The 26774-nt window shown below is 62.3% G+C and carries 25 protein-coding genes, 1 tRNA gene and 4 pseudogenes; 9 read left to right on the forward strand and 21 right to left on the reverse strand.

Features of this window, described 5'->3' with window-relative positions; translation table 11 throughout:
* Positions 1-114: 114 nt before the first annotated feature.
* Positions 115-1638: an NAD-dependent succinate-semialdehyde dehydrogenase gene (locus OKW27_RS09465; protein ID WP_429333312.1), complete on the forward strand. Its 1524-nt coding sequence runs from the start codon at positions 115-117 to the stop codon at positions 1636-1638.
* A 44-nt stretch (positions 1639-1682) separates the two neighbouring features.
* Positions 1683-3080 (forward strand): aspartate aminotransferase family protein, encoded by a 1398-nt coding sequence (locus OKW27_RS09470; protein WP_429333313.1) that lies wholly within the window; start codon positions 1683-1685, stop codon positions 3078-3080.
* Between the two features lie 60 nt (positions 3081-3140).
* On the opposite strand, the gene OKW27_RS09475 is transcribed toward OKW27_RS09470, so the two are convergent.
* From OKW27_RS09475 to doeA, 6 genes and pseudogenes are all read right to left on the reverse strand, one after another.
* Entirely contained in the window at positions 3141-3398 is a 258-nt protein-coding gene (locus tag OKW27_RS09475; protein ID WP_429333314.1) for a hypothetical protein, read from the reverse strand.
* A complete protein-coding gene (locus OKW27_RS09480) occupies positions 3379-3897 on the reverse strand; it encodes a DUF2778 domain-containing protein (protein WP_429333315.1) in 519 nt (172 codons plus the stop codon). The genes OKW27_RS09475 and OKW27_RS09480 overlap by 20 nt, the downstream gene beginning before the upstream one ends.
* 12 nt (positions 3898-3909) lie before the next feature.
* Positions 3910-4200, reverse strand: a complete 291-nt coding sequence (gene tssD, locus OKW27_RS09485; protein WP_429333316.1) for a type VI secretion system tube protein TssD — start codon at positions 4198-4200, stop codon at positions 3910-3912.
* 13 nt (positions 4201-4213) lie between these two features.
* Positions 4214-4396 (reverse strand): annotated as a pseudogene (locus tag OKW27_RS09490) (type VI secretion system tube protein Hcp); the annotation flags it as partial.
* Positions 4397-4653: 257 nt separating this feature from the next.
* The gene (locus tag OKW27_RS09495; protein WP_429333317.1) at positions 4654-5745 is read right to left on the reverse strand and encodes an alcohol dehydrogenase family protein; all 1092 of its coding nucleotides are present in this window, start codon (positions 5743-5745) and stop codon (positions 4654-4656) included.
* A 65-nt stretch (positions 5746-5810) separates the two neighbouring features.
* The gene (gene doeA / locus OKW27_RS09500; RefSeq protein ID WP_187610658.1) at positions 5811-7031 is read right to left on the reverse strand and encodes an ectoine hydrolase DoeA; all 1221 of its coding nucleotides are present in this window, start codon (positions 7029-7031) and stop codon (positions 5811-5813) included.
* Positions 7032-7293: 262 nt separating this feature from the next.
* Between doeA and OKW27_RS09505 the strand changes: the two genes are divergently transcribed.
* The 3 genes and pseudogenes from OKW27_RS09505 to OKW27_RS09515 all read left to right on the forward strand — a co-directional run bounded on the left by OKW27_RS09505 (position 7294) and on the right by OKW27_RS09515 (position 9634).
* Positions 7294-7812: an ATP-binding cassette domain-containing protein gene (locus tag OKW27_RS09505; protein ID WP_425199375.1), complete on the forward strand. Its 519-nt coding sequence runs from the start codon at positions 7294-7296 to the stop codon at positions 7810-7812.
* Positions 7721-7906, forward strand: a pseudogene (locus OKW27_RS09510) (ATP-binding cassette domain-containing protein); the annotation flags it as partial. The gene OKW27_RS09505 and the pseudogene OKW27_RS09510, both read left to right, overlap by 92 nt.
* A 378-nt stretch (positions 7907-8284) precedes the next feature.
* Complete coding sequence (locus OKW27_RS09515; RefSeq protein ID WP_184072726.1) at positions 8285-9634, forward strand: MFS transporter; 1350 nt, start codon at positions 8285-8287, stop codon at positions 9632-9634.
* 62 nt (positions 9635-9696) lie between these two features.
* Here the strand turns inward: OKW27_RS09515 and OKW27_RS09520 are convergent, their stop codons facing one another.
* The 8 genes from OKW27_RS09520 to coxB all read right to left on the reverse strand — a co-directional run bounded on the left by OKW27_RS09520 (position 9697) and on the right by coxB (position 17189).
* Positions 9697-10086 (reverse strand): YunG family protein, encoded by a 390-nt coding sequence (locus tag OKW27_RS09520; RefSeq protein WP_090807683.1) that lies wholly within the window; start codon positions 10084-10086, stop codon positions 9697-9699.
* A gap of 265 nt (positions 10087-10351) precedes the next feature.
* Positions 10352-10507 (reverse strand): hypothetical protein, encoded by a 156-nt coding sequence (locus tag OKW27_RS09525; RefSeq protein WP_167368682.1) that lies wholly within the window; start codon positions 10505-10507, stop codon positions 10352-10354.
* 86 nt (positions 10508-10593) lie between these two features.
* Entirely contained in the window at positions 10594-11292 is a 699-nt protein-coding gene (locus OKW27_RS09530; protein ID WP_429333318.1) for a hypothetical protein, read from the reverse strand.
* 20 nt (positions 11293-11312) lie between these two features.
* Positions 11313-12083, reverse strand: a complete 771-nt coding sequence (locus OKW27_RS09535) for a tetratricopeptide repeat protein (RefSeq protein WP_090807679.1) — start codon at positions 12081-12083, stop codon at positions 11313-11315.
* Between the two features lie 176 nt (positions 12084-12259).
* Positions 12260-13585, reverse strand: coding sequence for a ferredoxin reductase family protein (locus OKW27_RS09540; protein WP_090807677.1), 1326 nt, complete (start codon positions 13583-13585; stop codon positions 12260-12262).
* A gap of 51 nt (positions 13586-13636) precedes the next feature.
* Complete coding sequence (locus OKW27_RS09545) at positions 13637-13972, reverse strand: hypothetical protein (protein ID WP_090807675.1); 336 nt, start codon at positions 13970-13972, stop codon at positions 13637-13639.
* Entirely contained in the window at positions 13969-16506 is a 2538-nt protein-coding gene (ctaD, locus tag OKW27_RS09550; protein ID WP_429333319.1) for a cytochrome c oxidase subunit I, read from the reverse strand. Before ctaD ends, OKW27_RS09545 begins: the two co-directional genes overlap by 4 nt.
* A complete protein-coding gene (coxB, locus tag OKW27_RS09555; RefSeq protein ID WP_090807672.1) occupies positions 16503-17189 on the reverse strand; it encodes a cytochrome c oxidase subunit II in 687 nt (228 codons plus the stop codon). Before coxB ends, ctaD begins: the two co-directional genes overlap by 4 nt.
* A gap of 51 nt (positions 17190-17240) precedes the next feature.
* Here coxB and OKW27_RS09560 point away from each other — a divergent pair, with 51 nt between their 5' ends.
* Complete coding sequence (locus OKW27_RS09560) at positions 17241-17753, forward strand: DUF2231 domain-containing protein (RefSeq protein WP_184061538.1); 513 nt, start codon at positions 17241-17243, stop codon at positions 17751-17753.
* On the opposite strand, the gene OKW27_RS09565 is transcribed toward OKW27_RS09560, so the two are convergent.
* The 3 genes and pseudogenes from OKW27_RS09565 to OKW27_RS09575 form a co-directional block, all read right to left on the reverse strand.
* The gene (locus OKW27_RS09565; RefSeq protein ID WP_429333320.1) at positions 17717-18229 is read right to left on the reverse strand and encodes a CopD family protein; all 513 of its coding nucleotides are present in this window, start codon (positions 18227-18229) and stop codon (positions 17717-17719) included. The genes OKW27_RS09560 and OKW27_RS09565 overlap by 37 nt on opposite strands.
* On the reverse strand, positions 18226-18951 hold the full coding sequence (locus OKW27_RS09570) for a cytochrome c oxidase assembly protein (protein WP_244144895.1): 726 nt from the start codon (positions 18949-18951) through the stop codon (positions 18226-18228). Before OKW27_RS09570 ends, OKW27_RS09565 begins: the two co-directional genes overlap by 4 nt.
* Positions 18952-19502: 551 nt before the next feature.
* A pseudogene (locus OKW27_RS09575) lies at positions 19503-19724 on the reverse strand (glutathione S-transferase N-terminal domain-containing protein); the annotation flags it as partial.
* A 513-nt stretch (positions 19725-20237) separates the two neighbouring features.
* On the opposite strand from OKW27_RS09575, the gene OKW27_RS09580 reads away from it, so the two are divergent.
* Positions 20238-20322, forward strand: a tRNA-Leu gene (locus OKW27_RS09580).
* A 93-nt stretch (positions 20323-20415) separates the two neighbouring features.
* Here OKW27_RS09580 and OKW27_RS09585 read toward each other — a convergent pair.
* The 4 genes and pseudogenes from OKW27_RS09585 to OKW27_RS09600 form a co-directional block, all read right to left on the reverse strand.
* Positions 20416-21435, reverse strand: coding sequence for a D-cysteine desulfhydrase family protein (locus OKW27_RS09585; protein WP_429333321.1), 1020 nt, complete (start codon positions 21433-21435; stop codon positions 20416-20418).
* A gap of 78 nt (positions 21436-21513) precedes the next feature.
* Positions 21514-22710 (reverse strand): aminotransferase class V-fold PLP-dependent enzyme, encoded by a 1197-nt coding sequence (locus OKW27_RS09590; RefSeq protein ID WP_429333322.1) that lies wholly within the window; start codon positions 22708-22710, stop codon positions 21514-21516.
* A gap of 27 nt (positions 22711-22737) precedes the next feature.
* Positions 22738-22899, reverse strand: a pseudogene (locus OKW27_RS09595) (RidA family protein); the annotation flags it as partial.
* A gap of 15 nt (positions 22900-22914) precedes the next feature.
* On the reverse strand, positions 22915-24210 hold the full coding sequence (locus OKW27_RS09600) for an L-fuconate dehydratase (RefSeq protein ID WP_429333323.1): 1296 nt from the start codon (positions 24208-24210) through the stop codon (positions 22915-22917).
* 191 nt (positions 24211-24401) lie between these two features.
* Between OKW27_RS09600 and OKW27_RS09605 the strand changes: the two genes are divergently transcribed.
* Positions 24402-25163 carry a GntR family transcriptional regulator gene (locus OKW27_RS09605; protein WP_429333324.1) on the forward strand — a complete coding sequence of 254 codons (762 nt, stop codon included), beginning with the start codon at positions 24402-24404 and terminating at the stop codon, positions 25161-25163.
* Between the two features lie 92 nt (positions 25164-25255).
* A complete protein-coding gene (locus tag OKW27_RS09610) occupies positions 25256-26773 on the forward strand; it encodes a sugar ABC transporter ATP-binding protein (RefSeq protein WP_429333325.1) in 1518 nt (505 codons plus the stop codon).
* The last annotated feature ends 1 nt before the right edge of the window (position 26774 follow it).

Here is a 26774-nt window from a genome sequence, read left to right on the forward strand (position 1 = left end):
GATAACCATGCGGCGAATTGCAGAAAAAACGTAGCCTTCGAGAAGCGACAACAAAAAAAACCGCAGTGCCGGCGGACCTACAGTGATAGCAGACATCGCACAGAGGAGGTCGTCATGTTGCTGGGTCATCCGGTCTTATTCAAATCGCTGTGCTACGTGGATGGACGCTGGGTTCATAGCGCGAGCGCCGCGAGCGTCGCGGTGCAGAATCCCGCGAATCAGGAAGTGCTCGGCCATGTGCCAATGCTCGACGCGGCGCAGATCACCGCCGCGGTCGATGCCGCGCAGCGCGCGTTCGACACGTGGCGCTGGGTGCCGGTCGCCAAACGTTCGGCGCTGCTGTTGCGCTGGCATGAACTGATTCTGCGTCATCAGCAGGATCTCGCCGCGATTCTGTCGCTCGAACAGGGCAAGCCGCTTGCTGAAGCGCGCGGCGAAATTGCGTATGGCGCGAGCTTCGTCGAATGGTTCGCGCATGAGGTGCGGCGCCTGAATGGGCGCACGATTCCGACCCATATCGATGGCGCTCATCTGGGCACGATCATCGAGCCGGTCGGCGTGGCCGCGCTGATCACGCCGTGGAATTTCCCGTGCGCGATGCTCACCCGCAAGGCCGCCGCCGCGCTCGCCGCCGGTTGCACGGTGGTCGCGAAGCCCGCGCACGAGACGCCGTTCTCCGCGCTCGCGCTCGCGCAACTCGCCGAAGAAGCGGGCTTTCCGGCCGGCGTGTTCAACGTCGTGCTCGGCGAGCCGCAAATGGCGATGGAAACGCTGGTTTCAGATAGCCGCGTGCGCTCGGTCAGCTTCACCGGCTCGACGCGTGTCGGCGCCCTAGTGATGCAAACGGCCGCGCGGGCAGGCATCAAGAAGACCGCGCTCGAACTGGGCGGCAACGCGCCTTTCATCGTGACCGAAGATGCGGACCTCGAACAGGCCGTGCGCGTCGCGGTCGCGGCGAAGTTCCAGACCTCGGGCCAGGACTGTTGCGCGGCAAACCGGATCTTCGTCGCGCGTTCGTTGTATGAAGCGTTCGTCGCGCGATATAGCGATGCCGTGAAGGCGTTGAAAGTGGGCGGCGCATTCGACCCGAACGTGGACGTCGGCCCGCTGATGCACCAGGCCGCGTTCAATACGACCGTGCAGCGCGTCGCCGACGCGCGTGAGAAGGGTGCGCGTGTCACGGTAGGCGGCGCGGCGCACGAGCGCGGCGGCTGGTTCTTCGAGCCGACCGTGGTCGCCGATGCGGCGCCCGGCATGCGCATTTACGACGAAGAAAATTTCGCGCCGATCTCGGCAGTCACGCCGTTCGATTCGCTCGACGAAGTGGTCGAACGCGCGAACGACACCGAGTACGGACTCGCCGCCTACGTGTGCGCGAAAGATCTGAACACCGTGTTTCAACTGATCCGCCGACTCGACTTCGCGATGGTGTCCATCAACGGCGCGAAGTTCACCGGCGCACCGATTCCGTTCGGCGGCATCAAGTCGTCGGGGCTTGGACGCGAAGGCGGCGTCGAAGGCTTCGAGCCGTTTGTCGAGACACGTTATTTCTGCCTTGGCCAGCTTGGCTTGCCGGTCAGCGACAGCGCCCCCGCTCGTGCCGCTGCACATGCGATGGCGACGGACGCAATGGCCTGAACCTACCGATTCATTCATCCAGACATCACACGAAGGAGCGACCCATGACTCAATTCGATCAACTTCTGAGCGCCGATCGCGCGCACTTCATGCATCCGTCGACGCACGCGCACGATCACGCGAGCGGCGCGCTGCCGGGCCGGATCGTGACCGGCGCGAAAGGTATCCGCATCGAGGACCATCAAGGCAAGACTTTTATCGATGCATTTGCCGGCCTTTATTGCGTGAACATCGGCTACGGCCGCACCGAAGTGGCCGAAGCGATTTACGAGCAGGCGAAGAAGCTCGCGTATTACCACACGTATGTCGGCCACTCGACCGATACGATCATCGAGCTGTCGTCGCGCATCATCGACTGGTCGCCGCAGGGCATGAAGAAGGTGTACTACGGCATGTCCGGTTCGGACGCGAACGAAACGCAGATCAAGCTCGTCTGGTACTACAACAATGTGAAGGGCCGCCCGAACAAGAAGAAGATCATTTCGCGCGAGCGCGGCTATCACGGCTCGGGCATCGTCACCGGCAGTCTCACGGGATTGCCGAGCTTCCACCAGTTCTTCGATCTGCCGATCGAGCGCGTCAAGCATACCGTGTGTCCGCACTGGTATCGTCGCGCGCCGGCCGGTATGAATGAAACGCAGTTCGTCGCGTACTGCGTCGACGAACTCGAAAAACTGATCGCGCGCGAAGGCGCCGATACGATCGCGGCCTTCATCGGCGAACCGGTGATGGGCACGGGCGGCATCGTACCGCCGCCGGCCGGTTACTGGCCCGCGATCCAGCAGGTGCTGAAGAAGCACGACATCCTGTTGATCTGCGACGAAGTGGTGTGCGGTTTCGGCCGGCTTGGCTCGAAGATGGGTGCGCAGCACTACGGCATTCAACCCGATCTGATCACTGTCGCCAAGGGTTTGACGAGTGCTTACGCGCCGCTGTCCGGCGTGATCGTCAGCGAAGGCGTATGGGACGTGATCGATAAGGCATCGCAGGAATCGGGTGCGTTGGGGCATGGCTGGACCTATTCGGGCCATCCGATCTGCGCGGCGGCGGCGCTCGCCAACCTCGAGATTCTCGAACGCGAGAACCTGATGCAGAATGCGGCGCAAACCGGCGCTTATCTGCTGGAGCAATTGCATGCGGCGTTCGACTCGCATCCGCTCGTCGGCGAAGTGCGCGGCGTGGGCATGCTGGCCGCGCTGGAGTTCATGGCCGACAAGGATGTCCGCACGCCGTTCGATGCGGCGCTGAAGGTCGGGCCGCGTGTGTCGGCTGCCGCGATGCAGCGCGGACTGATCGCGCGGGCAATGCCGCACGGCGACATTCTCGGCTTTGCGCCGCCGCTGGTGACGTCGCGCGGCGACGTGGACGAGATCGTGAAGCTGACGCGCGAGGCGGTGGATGAGGTGGCGTCGCAGGTGTTTGCGCCGGCTGCTTCGCTTTGATCAAGTGAGGTGAACGAGAGCCTCGGCCGCTGCGATGCGGTTCATGGTCGGGGCTTTCATTTACTTCGTGCGGTAGTGCCGCCATAGCTTCATGATCGCCACGTAAGCTAGAGTCGCCGCGATAAGATTCATCGCGACCGTCACCGCGAAAAATAGGTCATCGGGATCGCGGATACCAAGCCGGTTGGCGACATGTAGCCATGCAAGCTCCTGGCTTCTGGGCATCGGTATGGGGTACGTGTGAACGTAAGGCAGGAAAAGACGGAACAGGCCGCAAAACAGCACGACCTTGAAAAGTCTACGGACAAGTGTTGCCATACGTGATGACCTCAATAGTTCCGTATGCCCGCAGGCCCGAACTGCGCGCGGGGATGGTGACAGTATGCAGAAGCGCGTTGCGGATTCTCATGAAATCGCTATAGCTCGGCAGTGTGATGCAGCCAAGTGAAATACCGCGGCCGCCTGCCGGATGCAACCGGAACTGCCCGCGCTTAATTCCATTAACCCAGGTTATGTCGTCAACGCTGCCATCATCCCGGTACAACGCGAACCACTCTTCGTGATGGGACGGACGGCCGACAATTGTATTCAGGCTGTCTTTCGCCTGCGCGTAAAGCCGAGAGCCGATGCCGCCCGTGGGCCGGTCTACGATCCAGTATTTTCCGGCAGGTATCGGGCCGCTATTCGGCACCGCCGTGCATCCGCCCCGATTCAGGTATTGGTCATTACCAGAAAAGGCGTTGAATGATCCAATCCCGAAAATGGTCAGCGGTGACAGAGGTTCGTTATTCACTAAAAACTTTCCCATATAAGCCATTTTTCAAGCCCCTTATTCGCGCTTTTTCCACGAGTCTGTGTATTTGATGTTGCCATCAAGGTAATGCCACGTGATACGGTCATACATCATGGAGACCGACTCAACGTGATTGAGTGCGGACGCCTGCGCCAGCTTGGTATTGGCCATGCCGGGGCTGATGCCGCACGCTTTCCCGCCTTCGAGCGTCATCACAAAATAGACTTCTTCTTTTCCTGCATCGTTGATGCGATACCACTTGATCTCCGCAGACGTCAGGCGTTTGCCCCTTCGCCACGGCCTTGTAAAGATAGGGCGTTGCTGCATCAAACTCTTTTTCAAACGAAACCGGGGAGTGCGTGCGTGCGCCGGTAATTCTCCCGTTGGCGTTATCGACCGGCAGTTTAACGCCGTGACCGAAACTGATGAGTTCAATACTTCCTTCTCGATCCTGAACGGTTGACGAACCCTTGATATCTGCACCGCCATCATCCTTTAGCCACATATGTGCGGGAATGCCCATGCTGAGTAAATGCTCCTTTGATTGAAAGCAGCGTTGATTTTCGGGAAAGGCGCACCTTGTCTGAGCGGCGCCTTCGCTACGCTGCCCCTAATGATGGACGACCGGACAGTGATTCAAGGCAAAGAAAAATGTAAATTGACAACAATTAACGATCGTTAGGCGCGAAAAAAAGCCCGCCTTGAAGGGCGGGCTCGCAGTGTGCCTGGTTCGCCGTCGAGGATTAATTGCAGCGGCCGGCGGCTTTATTGCATCGAGCGTCAGCGTGCGACCGAGTCGCCATAATGCCGATCCGGAATCACGACGATATTGCCAACAAAGCGCTTTTCCATGAACCGCGTCTGCGCATCATGAAACTTCGACAACGGATAACTCGCCGCGAGAACCGGCCGGATCGTCCCGTTCTGAATATAGTCGAGCACGCGTTTGAACGCACCGCGCGTGCCCTGCGACGATCCATTCAACTGCAACTGCTTCAGATACATCGTGCGCAGATCGAGCTGCACGACCGGACCTGCGATCGCGCCCGCGGTCGTATATCGCCCCTCGGGCCGCAGTACGTTCAGCAGCTTGCCGAACAGCGCCCCGCCGACAAGATCGGCGACTACATCGACGGCCCGCCCCTCGGTCATCCGTTCGACGTCCCCGACGAAATCGCCGCTGTCGCGCAGCATCACCCCTTGCGCGCCGAGCGCTATCACGGCCTCTTCCTTACCCTTGCTGACCACCGCATACGGAATCGCGCCGCGCGCGCGGCATAGCTGGATGATGGCCGAGCCGACGCCGCCGGACGCGCCGGTAATCAGCACCGTTTCGCCGTGCTTGACGGCCGTGCGTTCGATCATCTGCTCGCCGGTGTGATAAGCGCACCAGAACGTGGCGAGTTCGGCGTCGGAATAGGTGCAGTCGACCCGATGCGCGTTTTCCGCGGGCACGGCCGTGTATTCGGCGTAGCCGCCGTCGCGGCCGTGGCCGATGTAGTCGATGTCGGCGAGGCTGCCGTCGTCGCGGTTGTAGATCGACGCGTCGACGATCACGCGCTCGCCGATACGCGCGTCGCTGACGCCGCGACCCACCGCGACCACGCGTCCGACGATATCCGCGCCCTGAATGCGCGGAAACGTCAGCGTCGAGCGGCCGCGTCGCCACGTCGACACCGCTTGCGGATCGTCCTCGGTGCCGTAGGCGCCCTGGCGGACCCACACGTCGGTATTGTTGAGACCGCATGCGGTGACGTCGATCAGTACCTCGCCAGCCGCGCACGAGGGCGCCGGCACGTCGTCGCGATAGACCAGTTTGTCGAGGCCACCGTGCGCGGTCAGCACGACGGCCTTCATCGTTTTCGGAAGCATGTTTCCCCTTTCGTTGAAACGGGCGTCGTGCTTCGCGAGTTCACGCGGGCACGACGCCCGCGCAATCACGGTTTGACGAACAGCTTGCGTGGCGTCCTGCAAAAGGTCTCGACGCCGGTCCGCGTAATCAGAATGCTCTCGGTGATTTCGAGGCCCCAGTCGTCGAGCCACAGGCCCGGCATGAAGTGAAACGTCATGCCGGGTTCGAGGACTGTCTTGTCCCCAGGACGCAGGCTCATCGTGCGCTCGCCCCAGTCCGGCGGATAGCTCGCGCCGATCGGATAGCCGCAGCGGCTGTTCTTCTCGATGCCGTATTTATGCAGCACCGCGAAAAACGCATTGGCGATGTCCTCGCAGGTATTGCCGGGTTTCGCCGCGGCGAGCCCTGCCTCGATCCCTTCGACCACCGCACGCTCGCCCTCGATGAAATGCTTCGGCGGCTTGCCGAGGTACACGGTGCGCGACTGCGGGCAGTGATAACGCTTGAAGCAGCCGGCAATTTCGAAGAACGTACCGGCGTCCTTCGCGAACGGCGTGTCGTCCCAGGTCAAATGCGGGGCGGCCGCGTCGGCGCCGGTCGGCAGCAGCGGCACGATCGCCGGATAGTCGCCGCCATAACCGTCGATGCCGGTAATGCCTGCCGAGTAGATCTCCGCGACGAGGTCGTTCTTGCGCATACCCGGTTCGATTCGCTCGACGATGTGCGCGTGCATCTTCTCGACGATGCGCGCGGCCACGCGCATGTACTCGATCTCGCGCGCGGATTTGACCGCGCGTTGCCAATTGACTAGGCCGGTTGCGTCCTGCCATTTCGCGTCCGGCAAATGCGCGACGAGCGAGCGATAAGCGGCGGCGCTGAAATAGTAGTTGTCCATTTCGACGCCGATCTTCGCGTTGGCCCAGCCGCGTGCGGCGATCACGTCGCGCGCGAGGTAGTCCATCGGATGACGCGCGGTGGATTGCACGTAATGATCCGGATAGCCGACGATCTGATCGTGCTGCATGAAGACGGTGCGCTTGGCACCGTTCGCGTCCTGACCGCGGCCGAACCAGACCGGCTCGCCATCCAGCGCGAGCAGCACGCACTGATGCACGTAAAACGACCAGCCGTCGTAGCCGGTTAGCCAGGCCATATTGGTCGGGTCCGACACGATCAATAGTTCGATGCCGGCCGCCTGCATGGCCTTGCGCGTCTTGGCAAGACGCGCGGCGTACTCGTCGCGTTCGAACGGCAGGCGCACGACGGGCGCCGCGATTCGCGATTCGTGTTGCGTCGTATCTGACATCTTCCCCTCTCTCTGAGCATGACGTCGTTGCGGAAAGTGGCGCCCGGTGCAAGTGAACGGGGCGTCCACGGGTATCTCTCGCCGCAGTCTAATGCCGCGAAAAAACGCCGCTGAATGTGCTAGTTCAATGTTCGCGACGTTATCGACGGACGCTGCGTGTTTGTTGCAGTACACGCTGCGCCGCCCTGGCCCGCGTGTAGAAAAGAATTGTTCTAGAGCAATCTGGATCGCAAATATGGCTGCGTATTCTGGTTCGCACTACATGTACGACGAACGGGATCGAATCGATATGAACACCGCGCGAGTTACCGATCTGTTGAGCGCTTCAGGCATCGCCCCGGCAAGTCTTTTCTCCGAAGAGCGCGCGGTCGCCTCCGCAAGCACACCGGCGCGCCGAGACGAAAGCCCGGCGAGCAAGCCATTGATCCGGCTCGACCGGATCACGAAACGATATGGCGCGCTGACCGTGCTCGACGAACTGTCGCTCGACGTGATGCCCGGCGAGAAGCTCGCGCTGATCGGTCCGTCGGGATCGGGCAAGACGACGATCCTGCGCATCCTGATGACGCTGGAAACGATCGACGGCGGCCATATCGAAGTGGACGGCGAACAGCTGTTCCACATGCCGCGGCTGCCAGATGGTGCCCGCGAACGAACGGCATCTGCAGAAGATGCGCGAGAAGATCGGCATGGTGTTTCAGCACTTCAATCTGTTTCCGCACAAGAGCGTGCTCGACAACGTGACGCTCGCGCCGATGCTGACGAAGGGCGAGAGCCGTGAGTCGGCGCAGAGGCGCGCGCTCGAACTGCTCGACATGGTCGGCATGGCCGATAAGGCGAAGAGCCTTCCCGCGCAACTGTCGGGCGGGCAGAAACAGCGCGTGGCGATCGCGCGGGCGCTCGCGCTCGCACCGCGGATCATGCTGTTCGACGAGGTGGAGCAGCAACCTCGCGACCGCGTGGATGTGTTTGCGCCTTTGCGGCGAGAACGAGGCGAGGCCACAGCAGGGTCGTTTGATGACGCTGCCGTTGCTGATGCGCTGAGAGCACTGCGCCACGCCAATCATGTTGTTTTTCCCGAACGCGCGCGACGCGTCGCCGACGCACGCGTACGGATTACCGCACCCGTTGCGGGCTTTATGGAAAACCCCGATGCCTGCATCGTCCTAGAACATCGTTGCAGGCGCGGGTCGCCGGTATCGTGGATTCGGGCGACGTTGCCTGAGTCGCATAGAGACACCCCAGGAGAAGACATGCACTACGTACATTCATGGAACGCGCAGAGCGCGCAACCGCAGGCGCGCAGCTTGCTGCGACGCGCAATCGCGGCGTCGGCACTCGGAAACGCGACCGAGTGGTTCGACTACGGTATTTACGCCTACGGCCTGAGCTATATTTCGGCCGCGTTGTTTCCCGGCAGCACCGCGCAGGCCACGTTGTTCGCGCTCGCGACGTTCGCCATTTCGTTTCTGGTGCGTCCGCTTGGCGGCCTGTTCTGGGGGCCGCTGGGCGATCGCCTCGGCCGCAAGCACGTACTCGCGTTGACGATCATCCTAATGTCGGTCGCAACGCTGCTGGTCGGACTCGTGCCGACATACGCGAGCATCGGCTGGTGGGCACCGGTTATCCTCGTCGTTCTGCGGATGATCCAGGGCTTTTCGACGGGCGGCGAATATGGCGGCGCGGCGACTTTCATGGCCGAATACGCGCCGGACAATAAGCGCGGCTTTTGTGGCAGCTTCCTCGAATTCGCGACGCTGTCGGGCTTCTCGCTCGGCGCGTTTCTGATGCTCGGTTGCTCCGTCGTGCTCGGCAACACGGCAATGCATGCGTGGGGATGGCGTCTGCCGTTTCTGATTGCAGCGCCGCTCGGCCTGATCGGTTTCTATCTGCGCTCCAGGCTCGAAGACACGCCGGTCTTTCGCGAGCTCGAACAAACGATGCACAAGGAGCAGCATAGCTGCGTCACGCTGAAGGCATTGCTGCGCGACTATTGGAAACCGCTGATCCAACTCGGTGGACTCGTGGTTGCTTTGAATGTCGTCAACTACGTGCTGCTCGCCTATATGCCGACGTTCATGCAGAAGCAGCTCGGCATGAGCGACAACATGTCCCTGCTCGTGCCGCTGATCGGCATGCTCGCGATGATGGTGTTTCTGCCGTTTGCGGGAACGTTCTCGGATCGCGTGGGACGCAAGAACGTCTGGTGGTTTTCGCTGATTGGCCTGTTCGTCGCGGCGATTCCGATGTTCCTGCTGATGAAGCTCGGCGTGGCGGGCGCGTTCATCGGCTTTGCGGTGCTCGGGCTGTTGTACGTGCCGCAACTGGCCAGCATCTCGGCGATGTTCCCCGCGATGTTTCCGACCCAGGTCCGTTACGCGGGGATGGCGATTGCGTATAACGTGTCGACGTCGATTTTCGGCGGCACGGCGCCGATGGCGAACGAATGGCTGGTCGCGCATACGGGCAATGCGCTGGTGCCCGCTTATTACATGATGGCCGCGTGCGTGGTGGGGGCGATTGCGTTGATCTACGTGCCTGAAACGCGCGGGTGTTCGTTGCGCGGGCAAGGCATTCCGGGGAAGCAGGAAGTGATTGGTTGAAGTGACATGGCGTGGCCAACCGCGTATCGATGCAGTTCGGCCACGCGTGTTTGATTGAGCGTTTATTTCAGCTGGCTTTGCGCGAGCCTCGACTTCAGCAGTTCGTATTTCTCCCGCGACGTATCAGCGAACGCCGCCTCACGACTCGAACGCGTATCGTCGAATGGAATCGGCTCGGCAAACTGGCTGACCGTCAGATCCCATCTGCTGCCGTCGATCAGGTTGTAGAAGTGCGTGCCCCCCGACGTACGCGTCGTCAGAATCTCGCCACCGAAATAGTCCTGCATGATCAGAGACGTAACGCTGCAATGATTCTGCGCGGGATTCGTCGACGACCACGCGTGCGTGGGGCTCGACGTATCGCCGGCCCATACGCGTGCAAGGACGCGGTATAGATCGATGGGCGCCGCAAAGGTCTTCGATACGGCAGGCGTCTGTGCTTCCTGTGTCATGGCGGCAATCCTTCGTTCGATGAGCGGATAAGGTCGCGGAAAACAAAAAGCCCCGTCGTTGCCGGCGGGGCTTTCTGGCGCATGTCGCTGCGAATGATGTCTAGCGGCGTATGCGTATGCGAGTCCCCACAGGCAGTCCCACGCGGGCATGCGCATGATGATGCTTTGCAGTCGGGCGGTACGTGAGGGCTTGCATAGTGAGCGAGTGTGCCTTCGATTGCGCGACGCGTCAACGAATCATCGATAACTGCGTCGCGCTGACCGCTTACGACTTCGCGCCGCTCAGGATCGCGAGGCTCGGGCAGTAGTGCGTCGCGCTCAGATACGCGGCCTGCTGCGAGCGCACGCCTGCGCTGCTCGAGGTCGGCGGATCGATGAATACCTGCGCGTTGTTCGATCCCGCCGGTGCCGTCAGCGTCATCGTTACTGGGGATAGAAATGAACGTGGCGCGCGTCGAATCAGGCGTTCGACCGCGGATGGCTTGCGCCGATGTGCTTCAACGCAATTCAACCGCCGGACAGAACCGTGTCCTCGACTTCGTAGCGCTCATTGCCAACTGAAATCAGATTGATGCCGGCATGCTTGCGCGTCAGCGTGTCGCCGGGCATCGGCCGATCGCTCGCGGACGCGGCCGTGCCGACTACCCGGCCGTTGACGCCGAAGAAAATCGCCCGCGTGGCGCCATCGGGCCAGTAGACCACGACCGTAGTCGATCGATCGCTGTGATGCACGACGCCGAACTTGCACATCGTTTTGGTCTGTCCGTTGCCGCGCTCGCACGGCAACGTGCCGCTCGCGCTGATAGGCGATTCCTTCACGGGCCCGTGGCCGTTCTGCGAGCCGGCCTGAGCGCTTTCAGTCGAAATCGAAATCAGCGTCACACCTTCCGCTTCGCCGACCACGCGCGCGTGCCGCTGATGCCCGACGATCGCGCGCACGGCGGCGCTGTCGCGCGAGCCCGGACAGCCGACCAGCATCGCCATATGGTCGAGATAGTTCACGGTCGCGGCCGACTCGCCGAGCCGCCGGCATGCATCGCCCGAGTGCGGATAGCCATCGCCGAGCACGACGAACGACGCGGGCCATTCGAACGGCTTCTCCATGCCAGCGGCCTGCGCGGAAGTCGAAGCGCCACCGGCACCGAATGCAATCGCCGCAAGCGCGGCGCACAGCGCCGAAGCAAAAGACCGGGTCGTGCGTCGCATCGAAGTTCTCCTCGGCTTGCTCACGTTCGAGCCGCGCCGGCCGCCAACGCGGCCTGCGCCCGTTGCAGCCACTCGCGATTGTGCTCGCGCGCGTGGCGCGGCCAATGTTTGGCGTCATGCACGATTTCGGCATAGAGCGCGCCGGCGCGGCGGCGGTCCGCATCTTCCGGTTGCGCGGCGAGCCAGTCGGCGAACAGGCAGCGCGGCGCGACGTCGGTCGCACAGGTCAGCGCCTGTTCGAATGCCGCGCGTGCGCCCGGCGCATTCCGCGCGGCCAGCGTGCGCGCGTTCAGCAGCGCCGGCTCGCCCTGGTTGCGTGCCCGCGGATTGACCGAGAACAGATCCGCCAACGTCGCATCCGCGGCCGTGTAGTCGCCGAGCGCGAACTGCGAGCGCGCGAGACCGAGCAGCAGCGCGGGATCGTTTGCAAATGGGCCGTTCGCCGCGGTCTGGAAATGTTCGAGCGCTTCGCGCGGATTGCCGGCCGCGAGCAAGGCCTCGCCGAGCCGCATCCGATGCTGCACGGTCGGCGCGCGGTCGAAAGCGGCGCGCGCTTCACGCAGCGCGCGATTCGGATCGACGAATTGGGTGATCGCCTGCGTGGCCACGCGCGCGCCGCGCGAGTGGCGCAGACCCGGCAGATAGATTGCGAAGAAGTACACGACACTGCCGAGCAGCGGAAAAGCAAACAGAATGAATAGCCAGTAGATGCCCTGGTTATTGCGCATCGCGTGGACGGCGAAAAAGATCGCGATGAAAACGTGAAGACCAATTCCAAAAAAGTAGGGCATATCGATTCAACCTTCGAGCATGAGGAAAAGCGCGCCGCGAGCCCGTCTTTGGCGTAACCGGGCCCTAATGCAGCGAACCGACCCGCAGATACGCGAATAGAAGCGACAACGCCACGACGATCACGCCGGTGGCAATGACGAGACGGTTGGCCAACAGTCGGCGCATCGCAAGTCTCCTAGACGAAACTGTAGCGTTCGGAATGGTAGCGGATGCGCGGCACTTTCATTTCGCCGAGCGCCGTTTCGATCGCATCCATCATGGAGTCCGGGCCGCAGATGAAATACTCGTGATCGGCGAACTCGGGCGGGAGATGTCGCCGGAACATCGCGGCGTCGATGCGCCCGACTTCCCCGCTCCAGCCTTCGGGCGGGTCCGACAGCACATAGACGATGCGCAGATCGAGCCGCGCTTTCAGCGCATCGAGCTCCTCGCGGAAAGTCAGCGAGTCCCAAGTCTTGCCGCTGTACAGTAGCACGAGCGGACGTTGGTCGCCGCGATCGGCGAGCGAGCGGATCATGCTCATCATCGGCGTGATGCCGATACCGCCCGCGATCAGCACGTGCATGTCGGTCGGATGCCCGATCGTGAACGCGCCATACGGTCCGTCCAGATACACGCGCCGACCTGTTTCGATCGTCTTCACCTGGCTCGTGAAATCGCCGAGATTGCGGATCGTCATTTCGACGCGGCCGTTCGCGGCCTCGGCGCTCGACGAGAACGAAAAGGGGTGCCCGGTGATCCTGAACGGGCTGCCCCACACGTTGAGCCAGCCGAACTGGCCGGGCTTGAAGCGAAAGCCAGCGTGGCCGTCGGGCTGCATCACGAGCGTCGTCGTGTCGCCGCGTTCGGCGCGCACTTCCGCGATCCGGTACGGACGCCTGATCATGAAGAGCGGTTTGAACAGACGCACGTACAGCAGCAGCGCTACCCAGAATGCTGTCATGCAGATCCACAGCGTGCGCTTGAACGGATCGGTCAGATAGAAGCCCCAGCCGATCATATGCAGCACGCCGCCGAAGATCGCGACTAACGCGAGCCCGATATGCGACAAATGCCACAGCTCGTAACGAATCTTCAATTGCTTGCGCCATAGTGCGGTGATCACCAGCACGATCACCGAGCCGATCGACAGGAACGCGAACCACGCGCCCCACGGTACCTCGAGCAGCGAGCCGGGCATCGCGACCTTGTCCGAGCGGATCGCGAACAGGATCAGCGGATGCGCGACGACCAGGCTGACCGCGAGCAGCGACACACGTCGATGGAAATGATAGATAACGTCCTCGCCCCACGGCTCGGTCACGTGACGAAAGCGCGCGGTGAGGCCGAATTGCAGGCCCATCATCGCGAGTCCGGAATAGCCGAGCGCCACCGAGAATTCGGTGCCGAAGTTGCGCGCGGGCGGGAGCGTGCCGGTCAGCAGCGCAAACAGCGGCGCGAGAATGAACAGTAGATAGATGACCGACCAGACGGCCTTGCGCACGAGATCTCGAGACTGCATCGGTGCTTCTCCATGCCGGGTGCGGCGGTCCCGCTCGCGCTCAGTCCGCGTTCAAACGCAGGTGGTGAGCAGCAGCGCGGGCCCGAACGTGATCACGGTCGCGACAAGCGCCGCGATCAGGGTCCAGACGACGACGGTATGCATGAACGAGCTGATGCGTTCGGGACCAGGGTCGCGGGTCGCGGCGCGATAGCGCCATAGCCAGCCGAGCGCGATCAGATGCAGCAGCAGAATGATCGCGAGACTCGCGCGCAGCGGGCCGGTGGGCCACGCGAACGCGCAGCCGATCGCGTGCAGCGCATACAGGATCACGAACGCGAGACACCAGATCGCGAAGCCGACGGCGAGCCACCACAACCGCCGCGGCGAAAGCGGACGCGCATTCATGGTCTGGCTCCCAGCACGGCGACGAGGCTCGGCAGCGCGAGCACGAGTCCAAGCGCGATGATGCCCGTCGCCAGCGTGTAATCGACCCACAGGCGGGTGAGACGCAGATCGGTCAGGCGTCGCGCGGAAACGAAGCCCGCGCCGACGCGCAGCACGTTGCTGACGAGGAACAACAATCCGACGCCCGCGTGAACTGCGATGTACGTGAGCAGCGCCGCGGCCGTCGCGCCGAGCGCATGCTCGCGCGGATTCGGTGTCACGCCGTTGATCAGCATCACGCAGGCGATGAGCGCGACGATCAGCGCGATCGCGCTCAGCCCGATCGTGCCGTGCGGTTTGCGCTCGGCGGCGGCCGCGCGCAACGAGCCACGCGTGGCGGCTGCGGCCACCGCGAGCGCGACGGCCGCGACGAGCGCGAGCCCGCGGTTCGGATGCGGCGTCACGGTTGCCGGCCAGTTCGGCGCGGCAATCCACAGGTAGAACGTGCCGAAGATCAGCGAGGTGAACAGCGTGCTGTTCGCGATCAGCGCGCAGATCATCGAAAGCCATGACGGCGAACCGACGACCTCGGTATGCGGCGGCACGCTGACGCCTCGGCCGACCGGCAGCGCGCCGTAATCGCGTGCGTGCCCCGCGCTCTGGCCCGCGTAGATGAAGAGGCCAAACGTCACGAATGCGAATGCGACCGACAGCAGATAGAACTTGAACAGCATCGCGAGCACCGCCGCGGCGGTCACGAGCGCGGTGACGAGCGGCAGATACGTCGAGTTCGGCAGCACGATCAGCTGTTCGGGCTCGCCCGATGTCATATGCACGCCTAGCGTCTCCTGCCAGCCGTTGCGCGTGAAACCGAGGTAACCCTCGCCGCGCGCCAGAGAGGTCGCTAGCTGGCCCGGGGGCACCTTTTCGGTTTCGGCGTCCATGTGCGGGATCGACGCGAATGCGTACGGCGCGGGCGGAATCGGCATCGCCCATTCGAGCGTGGTCGATTGCCACGGGTTACGTCGCACGCGTTGGCCGAAACGCAATTGCACGACGATGTCGATCACGACGAGCGCGAAGCCGATCGTCATCACGAAGCTGCCCACCGACGACAGCAGATTGAGCCAGTTCCAGCCTTCGTCGCCGCTATAGGTGAAGACGCGCCGCGGCATGCCTAGCAGGCCGGTCAGGTGCATCAGGAAGAACGTCATGTTGAAGCCGATGAACACGAGCCAGAACGCCGGCACCGAAAGGTTATGCACGGCGGTGCGCCCGGTCAGCAGCGGCAACCAGTAATAGAACGCCGCGAGCATCGGAAACGCGAGCGCGCCGGCCACCACGTAGTGCAGGTGCGCGACGACGAAGTAGGTGTCGTGCGCCTGCCAGTCGAACGGCACGATCGCGAGCATCACGCCGGTCAGCCCGCCGCACGTGAACACGAAGAAGAAGCCGAAGATGTACAGCATCGGCACGTCCCAGCGCGGGCGGCCGTGCGACAGCGTGGCGAGCCACGCGAAGAACTGGATCGCGGTGGGCACCGCGACGATCGCCGAGCCCGCCGAGAAGAACGCGAGCGCCAGATGTGGAATGCCCACCGTAAACATGTGGTGCACCCAGATACCGAAGCTCAGGAACGCGAGCGCGATAATCGCGACGACGATCGTGCGATAGCCGACTAGCTTGCGGCGCGCGAACACGGGGATCATCGTCGAGAGCACGCCGGCCATCGGCAGGAAGATGATGTACACGTCCGGGTGGCCGAACAGCCAGAACAGATGCTGCCACAGCAGCGGATCGCCGCCGCGCGTCGGATCGAAGAACGGCAGGTTGAACGCGCGCTCCACCTCGAGCAGGATCGAGCCGAGAATCAGCGGCGGAAACGCGACGATCATCATCATCGCGGTGACGAGGATGTACCACGCGAAGATCGGCATGCGATCGATCGACATGCCCGGCGCGCGTATCTTGAGGATCGAGACGGTGAGTTCCACCGCGAGCGAAAGCGCTGAAATCTCGACGAACGTGATGCCAAGCAGCCACACGTCGGCGTTCAGTCCGGGCGTGTACACGTTCGAGCTGAGCGGCGTGTACATGAACCAGCCGCCGTCCGGCGCGGAGTGCAGGATCAGCGACACGGTCAGGATCGTGCCGCCGAACAGATAGCACCAGTAGCCGTAAGCGGTCAGCCGTGGAAACGCGAGGTCGCGCGCGCCGAGAAACTTCGGCACCAGGTAGACCGCGAAGCTTTCCACCATCGGGATCGCAAACAGGAACAGCATCATCGATCCATGCATCGTGAAGACCTGGTTATAGGTCTCAACATCCATGAAGGCCGCATGCGGCGTCGCGAGCTGCACGCGCGTGAGCATGCCGAGAATCCCCGCGATCGCGAAGAACACGAACGACGTGATCATGATGCGCAAGCCGAGGACGGTATGGTTGACCGAGGTAAGTCTCTGCACGCCTGGCCCGGTGGCCCAGATCGCGGCAAGCTGGCGATGCAGCCGCAGCGCGGTGATGCCCTGTGATGGCGGCTCGACGGGCACACTCATTTCTTCACCTCCCCGTTGGCGGCGGCGTTTTTGACAGCAGCCGGAAAATCTTCCGGACGATCGACGATCACGGTGAAGTGCATCCCCGCGTGACCGATGCCGCAAAACTGGTTGCATTGGCCGGCGTACTGGCCGGGCTGATCGGCCTGGATACGCAGCAGGTTGTGGTGGCCAGGGACCGCGTCGATCTTGCCCGCGAAGCGCGGAATCCAGAATGCGTGCACGACGTCCATGCTGGTCACGACGATGTCGACCGGCGTGCCCGCGGGCAGGTGCAGCACGTTCTCGGTTTCGACGTTGCCGAGCTCCGGATAGCGGAAGGTCCAGCGCCATTGCTGCGCGATCGCCTCGATGCGCGCGGGCGCATGCGCGCGCAGCGGCAGCAGCAGCTCGCCCGCGTACAGCGCGTAGCAGATCAACGGGATCAGGATCACTGCCGGCAGCACGAGACCGCCGAGCACGATCCAGCGCGCGGGCGACACGTGCGAGCCCCAGCCGGGCCGGAAGACCGTCATCAGAAACAGTACGAGCACCATCGCGAAGAGGATCGCGGCGCCCGCCAGCATCACCCACCACAGCCCGGCGATCGATGCGGCGGCAGGACCCGATGGCTCGAGCGTCGAGAGCGGCCCGGTGCAGCCGGACAACGCGGCGAGCGATCCGGCTTGGACGGCCAGGCGCAAGCAGCTATGATGGTTTGCACCACCAGGCACCCGATGCGAGGACACACCATCATGGCAAACAAAGGCAATGCTGGAAACGAGACGCGAAGCGAAGTGATGCTCGAGCTGTTGCGGCTCGACAAGGGGTCGGTGGTGGCGCTCGTCGGTCATCCGATTCACGTGATGATGGTGCATTTCCCGATCGCGTTCGTCGTCGCGACGTTGGGCGTCGACGTAATCTACTGGTGGACGGGCGACCCGTTCTGGATTCGCGCCGGCTTGTGGGCCGCCGGCTTCGCGTTCTGGAGCGGGGTGGCTGCGAGCGTGGTCGGTACCGCCGAGCTGCTGCTGGTGCGCGGTATCCGCCTGAAGGAAGCGAGCTGGTCGCATGCGGTCGCCGCGATGACGCTCGTCGCGCTCGCGGGTGCGAACTGGGGCGTGCGCCTTCATTACCCCGATGAGATCCTGCCGCATGGGCTCGTGCTGTCGGTGCTCAGCTCCGTGATGACGGGCTTCGCCGGCTGGCATGGGGGCAAGCTCGTGTTCGATCATGGCGTCGGAATTCTCGTTTCGCCGAAGGAGTGATGCAGCCAGCGGCCAAGTCCACCGGGCTCGAACAGATGCGGGGCCAGCAGGTTCGAGTCGATGTGAGGCTTGGCCAGCACGATCCAGATGATCGCGGCGATCACGATCAGATAAGCGGTGGTCAGCGCGATCGCCGAGGCACGGCTGAACCTGCCGTCAGGCAGATACAGATCGTGCAGTACGAGGCCGGCCAGCACATGCAGCATCGCCATGATGCCGACGAATACCATCTTCGCGGTGAACCATTCGACGAAGGTGGCCTGCAGAAAAATCAGCACGGTGCCGCTCGCAATCGCGACGAAAGCGGCGGGCGAGGTCAACTCCACGAACACGAGACGCGTGATGCGGTGCAGCCGGTCGAGTTCGGTGCCCGCCACGAGCCCGCGGCGCTGCCAGAACAGATACGGCAGCACGATCAAACCGCCCGACCAGACGGCGATCGCGGCCAGATGAATGAACTTCAGCAGGGTCGTCACAGCGCGGGCTCTCTGACGCGCAGGCTTGACCAGACGAGCGAAAGTCCTGCCGCGAGATAAGGGATCATCGCCAGTACCCACATCAACAGTCCGGCGAGTTGCTGGTCGGCGAGCGGGGTGAGCCCCCACGCGGCGGTGGTCGCGAAGTGCGCGACGTAGAGCGGCACCGGCGCGAACACGATCAACGCGCCGAGCAATCCCATATGGCCGATCGTCGCGACGAGCGCCATCAGCGCGGGGCCGGTCGGCAGCGACGGCGAGAAGATGCTGCGCCACATGAGCCATGCGCTGCCAAGCAAAGTAATCTGCATCAGCCAGTAGCCGGGTACCGTCGCGAGTCCCCACGCATAAGGCCCAGGCGCATGCCACAGCCAGATGATCACCGCATGAGCGGCGACCACCGGCACGAGCGGCGGATGCGCGAGGCGCGGCAGCGGAAACGCGAGGGCGAGCAATGGAGCTACTGCAGCGATCAAAATGACGTGATGAGTGACGCGTGCGGAGAACAATGCCGAGGACAACGCGCAGAGCGGCGACACGAACACGAGGGCCATCAATGCGACGGCGCCCCATCCCGCCCGTGCATTCGCCGAGCGGTTGCTGGCCACGAGCCATGCGAGCGCCGCGAGCGCGACGAGCAATGGCGGATCCGTATTCCAGCGCAGCCACAAGCTTTCAGGGACAGCCGCGGGACCACAGTAGGCGACAGGAAAATATGGCATGGGCGATGTCTTCAACGAGTCCAGGTGCTTCTTAGTACACGCAAGCAAACGCGTGACAGATAACGCCTTCGAATTGTCGGGACGGCTCACGATCCAACTGATCGCTCACGTACTCTAGCGCAAATAAACTGTTTAGGGACGGCTATCTGAATCCTGTAAGTTTTTGCGTGACAGAATGTTTTCAATTTGTCACTCGAGGCTTTTGCCGGCTGGATAAAAGCCGGTGTAATGGCGGCGGTAAGATTGCAATGGTGCGGCGCAATACTTCAGGCTGACCTGCCCGGCGTACTATGATGAAATCATGTGACGGAGGCCCGCCATGTTTCATGATCCCATCCGAATTCCCGCAATGATCGAATTGACATTGCTTGCGATCGTGCTGATCGTTGTCAGCATCGTACGCGCGAGGAAACAAAGGGAGCGGGCGCGGAATCGGGCCATGGCGGAGCAGCGAAGCTCTGATAAAACGCGAATGTAATATTCGCTTTTACCGCATCTTTTAAGACTTTCGTATTCAGCTATTTTGCTGGTCTTTGTTACTTCTATCGACCGTCTTCGTGTATCAGGGTCGGCACGCGCCGCGTCAATGAGCGGGCCGCATAGTCGGTGGCGTGATTCGCCTTGTTCGCGAGATCGACGGTCGAAAGGTCGAACGGCAAGCGCTTCTCGCGAAGCGTGACGAAGACGGACATCGCGTAGGGGCTGGCGAATTGGGCGTCGGTGTAGAGGTGGAAGGGCGGGTGTGCCACAGGGGCTCCGTTTTCGTTAGTCATCGATGTCGAGCTTCGAATACTAGCTGCTCGTCGCGCGCCATGCAGCCTTTCACCAGTGCGGATTGGCCATCTCGCAGGCGAGCAGGCAGCCTAACGCCGACACGGTGCCGACCGCGCCGAGACCAAATCCTGCGGTAAGGTTCTCCGCCGTCGTTGCGCAACACTGCAGCAGCGTTATCGACGTCAGCAGCGACGCGAGAGAAAGACGATACCGAAGTCGCGAAGAAGATGTGTGTCGTGGTGACATGATAGGTGTGCCGTGGCGGGCGCTCTTTCAGCGCATCAGCTTACGAGCATAGCGGTCCGCCATTTGTCGCATTCACCCGGGTTAGCGGCCCACAAGCGTCAGACCTTACCAGCTCTTGCGAGGCGCCGGGCCGCGCTCGAATTGTTCGCCGGGCAGCAATACGGGGTGAACGCCTCGTCGGTTTTTCGACCGGTATTGCAACTTCAGAACAATATCGCGCGAGGGGCTTCAAAAAAATAATCGAGCTGATACAATGGCGCCCCTCTGCCCAGGTGGCGAAATTGGTAGACGCACTATCTTGAGGGGGTAGCGCCGAAAGGCGTGTGGGTTCAAATCCCGCCCTGGGCACCATTTCGAATCGTCGATTCGAATCTTCAAGCGCTTCGCGCTTTCTTCAGACAACGGCGGCCATATCAGACCATCGCGTTGTCTCTGCTTCTGCGCTCAGAACTCGTTCCGATAGGCAAATAGCCCCGGAAGCCCGCCGCTCATCACGAATAGAATTTTCTGTCCGGCACTGTACTTCCCGTTGCTCACGTTTTCCACAAGACCCGCAAATGCTTTGCCGCTATACACGGGATCGAGCAACAGACCTTCCGTCGATGCCATCAGCCGAACAGCCGCGCGCATGTTATCGGTTGGAATGCCATAGCCGGGTCCGAGTTGCGCTTCGTCGATCGAGATGGCGTCATCACTCACGCTTAGGCCTGGGTCGATCAGCCGGACCGTCTGATTCGCCTTATCCAAAGTAACCGTGCGCGCGTGGCCAGCATTCCCATACACCGTGAATGCGGCAACACGCGACGGATCCAGGCCCAGCGCAACCAAACCCGCGACCAGCCCCGCATGCATGCCGCCGCTTCCATTCGGCACCACGACGCGATCGAAGGCCACGTTTTGCGCTTGCGATTGCGCGACGAGTTCAGCTGCGCAGTCCGCGTAGCCGAGACAACCGATCGGGCTCGAACCGCCCAACGGACACACATAGACGTTACGGCCCTGCGCTCGCAACTCGTTCGCGCGTTCCTCCGCGAATTGCAATGCGTTCACCGTGCCGGGAAGATCATGCACGCGCGCATCGAATAGCGCATCGAGCAACACGTTGCCGTTCTCCATGTAGTCGTGGTCGAAACGTGGCACGGTTCTCGTCAGCACCAGCTCGCATCGAAGTCCGACGCGAGCCGCCGCGGCCGCCGTGAGGCGCGCATGATTCGATTGCCGCGCGCCGACGGTAACGATGGTGTCCGCGCCGCGCGCGAGCGCTTCGCCAATCAGGAATTCGAGCTTGCGCAACTTGTTGCCGCCGCCACCTAGTCCCGTCAGATCTTCTCTTTTGACGTAGATGTCCGCCCCGCCGAGGCGAGCGCTCAGACGCGCAAGGTGCTGAATTGGCGTCGGGCCTTCGAGAAGTGCATGGCGCGGAAACTTTGATAAATCGAGGCGGTGCGATGAGGCGGAGTTCATGGTCGTGTGCGGGCAATTGAGTTGAAAGAGAGGTTTCCATTCATTTGACTGACGCAAAGTTCTCTTTGACTCGAGTGCTCAATGCGTCAACGTCCGAATCCCAGCCAGTAATTTATCAACTTCGGCGTCGGTGGTCAGATAGCTGACCGATGCGCGCGCGATCTGTGTCAGCCCTCTGCTAGTCATATCGAACGGCGTGTACGCGACGCCATTCGAGCCGATCGTGATGCCCTGTGCCGCCAACGCGCGTCGCACCGACATGGCATCGAGTCCGGCGACATTGAACGACACCAGACCTGATCGTTCGACACCCTGGTCGAGCACCCGCACGCCCTCCATCGCGGCCAACCGCTCGCGCAATGTCTGCGCGGCCCGATCGATCTGCGCGCGGATGTTGTCGATGCCGATTTCCAGCGCTTCGTCCAATGCATTCGCCAATCCGCAATGCAGTGCAAGCGACGCTTCCGATGATTCGAAACGCACGGCACCGTCGCGCAGTACAGGGTCGCCATTGACGTCGAGCGGCGCGGAATACGTGTCGACGAAGGCCGGCGTCAAGCGGGGCAGAAAATCCCGCCGGACGTATAGCAGCCCGGTGCCGCGCGGTCCACGCAGTGCCTTGCGGCCCGCGCCGGCCAGCACATCGCAGCCGACTTCGACGACGTCGATCGGAAGCTGTCCGACGGCCTGCGCCGCATCGATGAAATACGGAATGCCGTGACGGCGTGCTATCCGCCCAATCGCGGCGGCCGGATTGATCAGTCCGCCATTGGCCGGCAGCCACGTCAGCGCAATCAGTCGGACCCGGTCGTCGAGCATTGCTTCGAGCGCGCGAGGATCGACCCTGCCGCTCTCATCGGAAGGAATCGTCTCTATCGATGCGCCCGCGCGCTGCGCCAGAAGACGCATCGTCGCGAGATTGCCGCCCCATTCGTGCCGCGCAACGAGGATGCGTTGCCCCTCGCGCCACGGACCCAATGCCGCGAAAGCAGCGCCCCAGCCCGGCGAGTTGCCAGTCGTCAACGCGATCTCGGTGGGCTGAGCGTTCAGCAGTCGCGCGGCGAGCGTGCGCGCCCGTTCGGTCTGTTCGCGGGCAGCCGCGCCCGCTTCCATGGGTCCCATCGAGGCTTCGCGCAACAGATGCGCGTGAATCGCTTCGAGCGTGGCGGCCGACGGCAGCGACGCGCCCGCATGATTGAAGTGCGTGGTACTGCGCACACCGGGTGTGCGGGCACGTATTGCGTCGATGACAGCGGGCGACAGCGGAGAAGACATTGGCGGCTCCGAGTGTATGAGTTGAATTCAGACGTTCTTCAAGGCGACAACCGCTTCGACTTCGACGGCGACCCCTGCCGGCAGCGACGCAACATCCACCGCGCTGCGCGCATGACGGCCGGCGTGCTCGCGATGAACACGCTCGAGCCGGTCGCCCGTCGCCGCGACGATCTGCGCGACGACACCAACCCTTACCCTCCAGCATCATTCCTGCCACGCTTCTCCTTCCGGATACCAGTACCTGTCCAGCGTCCCTTCGAGCATCTCGATGCTATACCCGGCCCTTTGCGGCGGCATATAGTGCCCGTTGCGGATCACCACGGGATCCACGAAATGCTCGTGCAAATGATCGACGTATTCGAGCACGCGATTCTCGAGCGACGCCGACACGCAGATATAGTCGAACAGCGAAATATGCTGCACGTACTCGCACAAGCCGACACCACCCGCATGCGGGCACACCGGCACACCGAACTTCCCGGCCATCAGCAGTACGACGATCACTTCGTTGAGTCCGCCGAGCCGGCAACTGTCGATCTGGCAGAAGTCGATGGCTTGCGCCTGCAGCAGTTGCTTGAACATCACGCGATTGTGGCAATGCTCGCCGGTTGCGACGCCAATCGAACCGAGCCGCCGGCGAATCGCCGCATGACCGAGGATGTCGTCGGGACTCGTGGGCTCCTCGATCCACCACGGGTCGAACTCGGCGAGACGGCGCATGTTCGCGATCGCCTCATCGACGTCCCACACCTGGTTCGCGTCCATCATCAGCTTCCGGTTCTCGCCGATCTCTTCGCGCAGAATGCGCGCGCGCCGTACGTCTTCCTCCAGATCGCCGCCGACCTTCTGCTTGAAATGCGTCCATCCCTGCGCGACGCCTTCGCGCGCGAGACGGCGAATCTTGTCGTCGTCGTAACCGAGCCAGCCCGCCGATGTCGTATAGGCGGGATAGCCGTGCGCGAGCATTTCCTTTTCACGCTCGCCCTTGGTCTTCGCATGACGATGCAGCATCGCGAGTGCTTCGTGCGGCGTGATTGCATCCGTCACGTAGCGAAAGTCGAGGCAGCGCACGAGTTCTTCCGGGCTCATGTCGACCAGCAGCTTCCAGACCGGCTTGCCGACGGATTTCGCCCACAGGTCCCACACCGCGTTGACGACCGCCGCGGTGGCAAGATGAATCGCACCTTTGTCGGGGCCGATCCAGCGCAGTTGGCTATCCGAAGTAAATGCGCGCCAGAAAGCGCCCATATTCGCAGCGATATCTTCGAGCTTCTTGCCGACGATCAACGGCGTGAGTGCATTCACGGCGGTCACGCAGATTTCATTGCCGCGGCCAATCGTGAACGTGAGGCCGTGGCCGGTGAGATTCGGCGTGTCGGTTTCGAGCGTGACGTAAGTGGCGGAGTAGTCCGGCGCGGCATTCATCGCGTCGGAGCCGTCCAGCGAACGTGAGGTGGGGAACCGGATGTCCCGAACGGACAGCCTTGTGATCGTTGTCATCTGCGCACCCTCCGGGGCTGTGGCTCTCGGCTTGTCGTCCGCGGACGCAGACGGATCGGTTTCGTGCGCACGTTCTCTGTGCGCGCGTTCCTGCTGCGCGTACGGGTAAGCCCGGAGTTGCCAGATACCAGGCATCCCTAGGTATTTCCAGGCATTTGTACGCGTTGACAACGCGGCATTCACTTTCTAGCATGCTAGCATGTCTTCTCGAAATCAAGGCCTTCGTGAATTCCTCGACCGAACTTGAGAATGCCGCCGGGGACCCGTATGTCGCACTGCAAAAAGTCGGCGGCGGCGAGCGCGGCAGCTTGACCGACGCGGTCGAGGCGGCGTTGCGAGAAGCGATTGTTACGTTGGCGTTGGAACCCGGCATGATGATCGACAAGATGGCCGTGTGCGAACGCATGGGGGTGTCGCGCTTTCCGGTGTCATCCGCGTTGGCGAGGCTTGCGCATGCGGGTCTCGTCGAGGTTTTGCCGCAACGCGGCACGCGCGTCAAACCGATCGCGCTCGACGACATCCGCCAGCATCTGTTCATCCGCAGCGCACTGGAAGTCGAGACGGTGCGTGGGGTCGCGCTGATGCACGACAGGGCGACGCTCGACGCATTGGCAAGCAATCTCGATCAGCAGCGCAGTCTGGCTGGAAATGGCGAACGTCTGGCGTTTCACGCGCTCGATCTGGCTTTCCATGAAATCCTGCTCGACGCGGTGAAGCTGCCGCGCGTGAAGGAGATCGTCGCGGTGTCGCGCAATGCGCTGGACCGCGCGAGACAATTGCTCGCGAGTCCAGAACGGCTCACGCATACGCTGGAAGAGCACGAGAGCATCTTCAAGGCCCTCTGCGCCGGCGACGGCGATGCGGCCGCGAAAGCGATGCACGATCATCTCGACCAGGTCGTCGCCGAATTGCAGCGGTCCGCAAAAGAGCGGCCCGACCTGTTCGCGCCTTGAATGAAAGCTGGAATGAAAGCCGTTGTTCAAGCCGCAAAAAAGCTCCACCGTAAAAACGTTGGTGATATAGGCAGCCGTCGACAGACCCGCACATGAACCCACTCATTTCCGTCAACAATCTTTGCAAGAGCTTTCCGGGCGTAAGAGCGCTTCATGACGTCCGGTTCGAACTCATGGCCGGCGAGGTCCATGCGCTGATGGGCGAGAACGGCGCGGGCAAGTCGACGCTGATGAAAATTCTCGCCGGCGTCTATACGCGCGATTCCGGCGAAATTCTCTTCGACGGCAAGCCCGTCGATTTTCAAGGTCCGCGCGACGCGCAAGCTGTCGGCATCGGCATCATTCATCAGGAACTGCAACTGATGAATCATCTGAGCATCGCGCAGAACATCTTTATCGGCCGTGAGCCGCGCAAGGGTCTGGGTCTGTTCCTCGATGAAGACAAACTGAATGCGCAGGCAAGCGAGATCCTCGCCCGCATGCACGTGAAACTCGATCCGCGCACGATGGTCGGCACGCTGACCGTCGCGAGTCAGCAGATGGTCGAGATCGCGAAAGCACTGTCTTTCGATTCGCGCGTGCTGATCATGGACGAACCCACGTCCGCGCTCAACGATGCCGAGATCGCCGAGCTGTTCCGGATCATCCGTCAATTGAGAGAGCGCGGCGTCGGCGTCGTCTATATCTCGCACAAGATGGACGAGTTGAAGCAGATCACCGATCGCGTGACCGTGATGCGCGACGGTGAGTATGTGGCCACCGTGCCGACCGAGGGCACCGCCGTCGAGACGATCATCGGCATGATGGTCGGACGCACGCTGGGCGACGTGACGCCGGTCGAGAGCGCGCCGGTGAAAGGCGAACTCGCGCTCGAAGTGAGAAATCTCGTCGCAGGTCCGCTCGTGCGCGACGTCAGTTTCGAATTGCGCAAGGGCGAAATACTCGGTTTCGCAGGCTTGATGGGCGCGGGCCGCACGGAGGTCGCGCGCGCGGTGTTCGGCGCCGATCCGGTCGAATCGGGGGAGATACTCGTGAAAGGCGTGAAGGCGTCGATCAAGAGGCCCAGTGATGCGGTCAAGCGCGGCATCGGCTACCTGTCCGAAGATCGCAAGCGCTTCGGTCTCGCTACGGGAATGGATGTCGAATCGAACATCGTGATGGCCGATCTCGGCAAGTTCCTGTCAATCAATATGTTTCTGCGCCGCGGGCAGATTCGCAAAAGAGCGCAGCACTTCATCAAGCTGCTTGCGATTCGCACGCCTTCGGCGACGCAGCAGGTGCGGCTCCTGTCGGGCGGCAATCAACAGAAGATCGTGATCGCGAAATGGCTCGAGCGCGATTGCGACGTACTGTTCTTCGATGAACCGACGCGCGGCATCGACGTCGGCGCGAAAAGCGAAATCTACAAGCTGCTGCGCTCGCTGGCGGCGCAAGGCAAGGCGATCGTGATGATCTCCTCCGAGCTGCCGGAAGTTCTGCGCATGAGCGACCGCATCGTCGTGATGTGCGAAGGCCGCATTACCGGCGAGCTGTCCGCCGGCGAAGCGACGCAGGAGCGCATCATGCATCTCGCGACGCTGCGCGAAACCCTGAAAACGGTACAAGCCTGAA

This window comes from Paraburkholderia sp. 35.1 (assembly GCF_050436525.1).
GTDB lineage: Bacteria > Pseudomonadota > Gammaproteobacteria > Burkholderiales > Burkholderiaceae > Paraburkholderia > Paraburkholderia tuberum.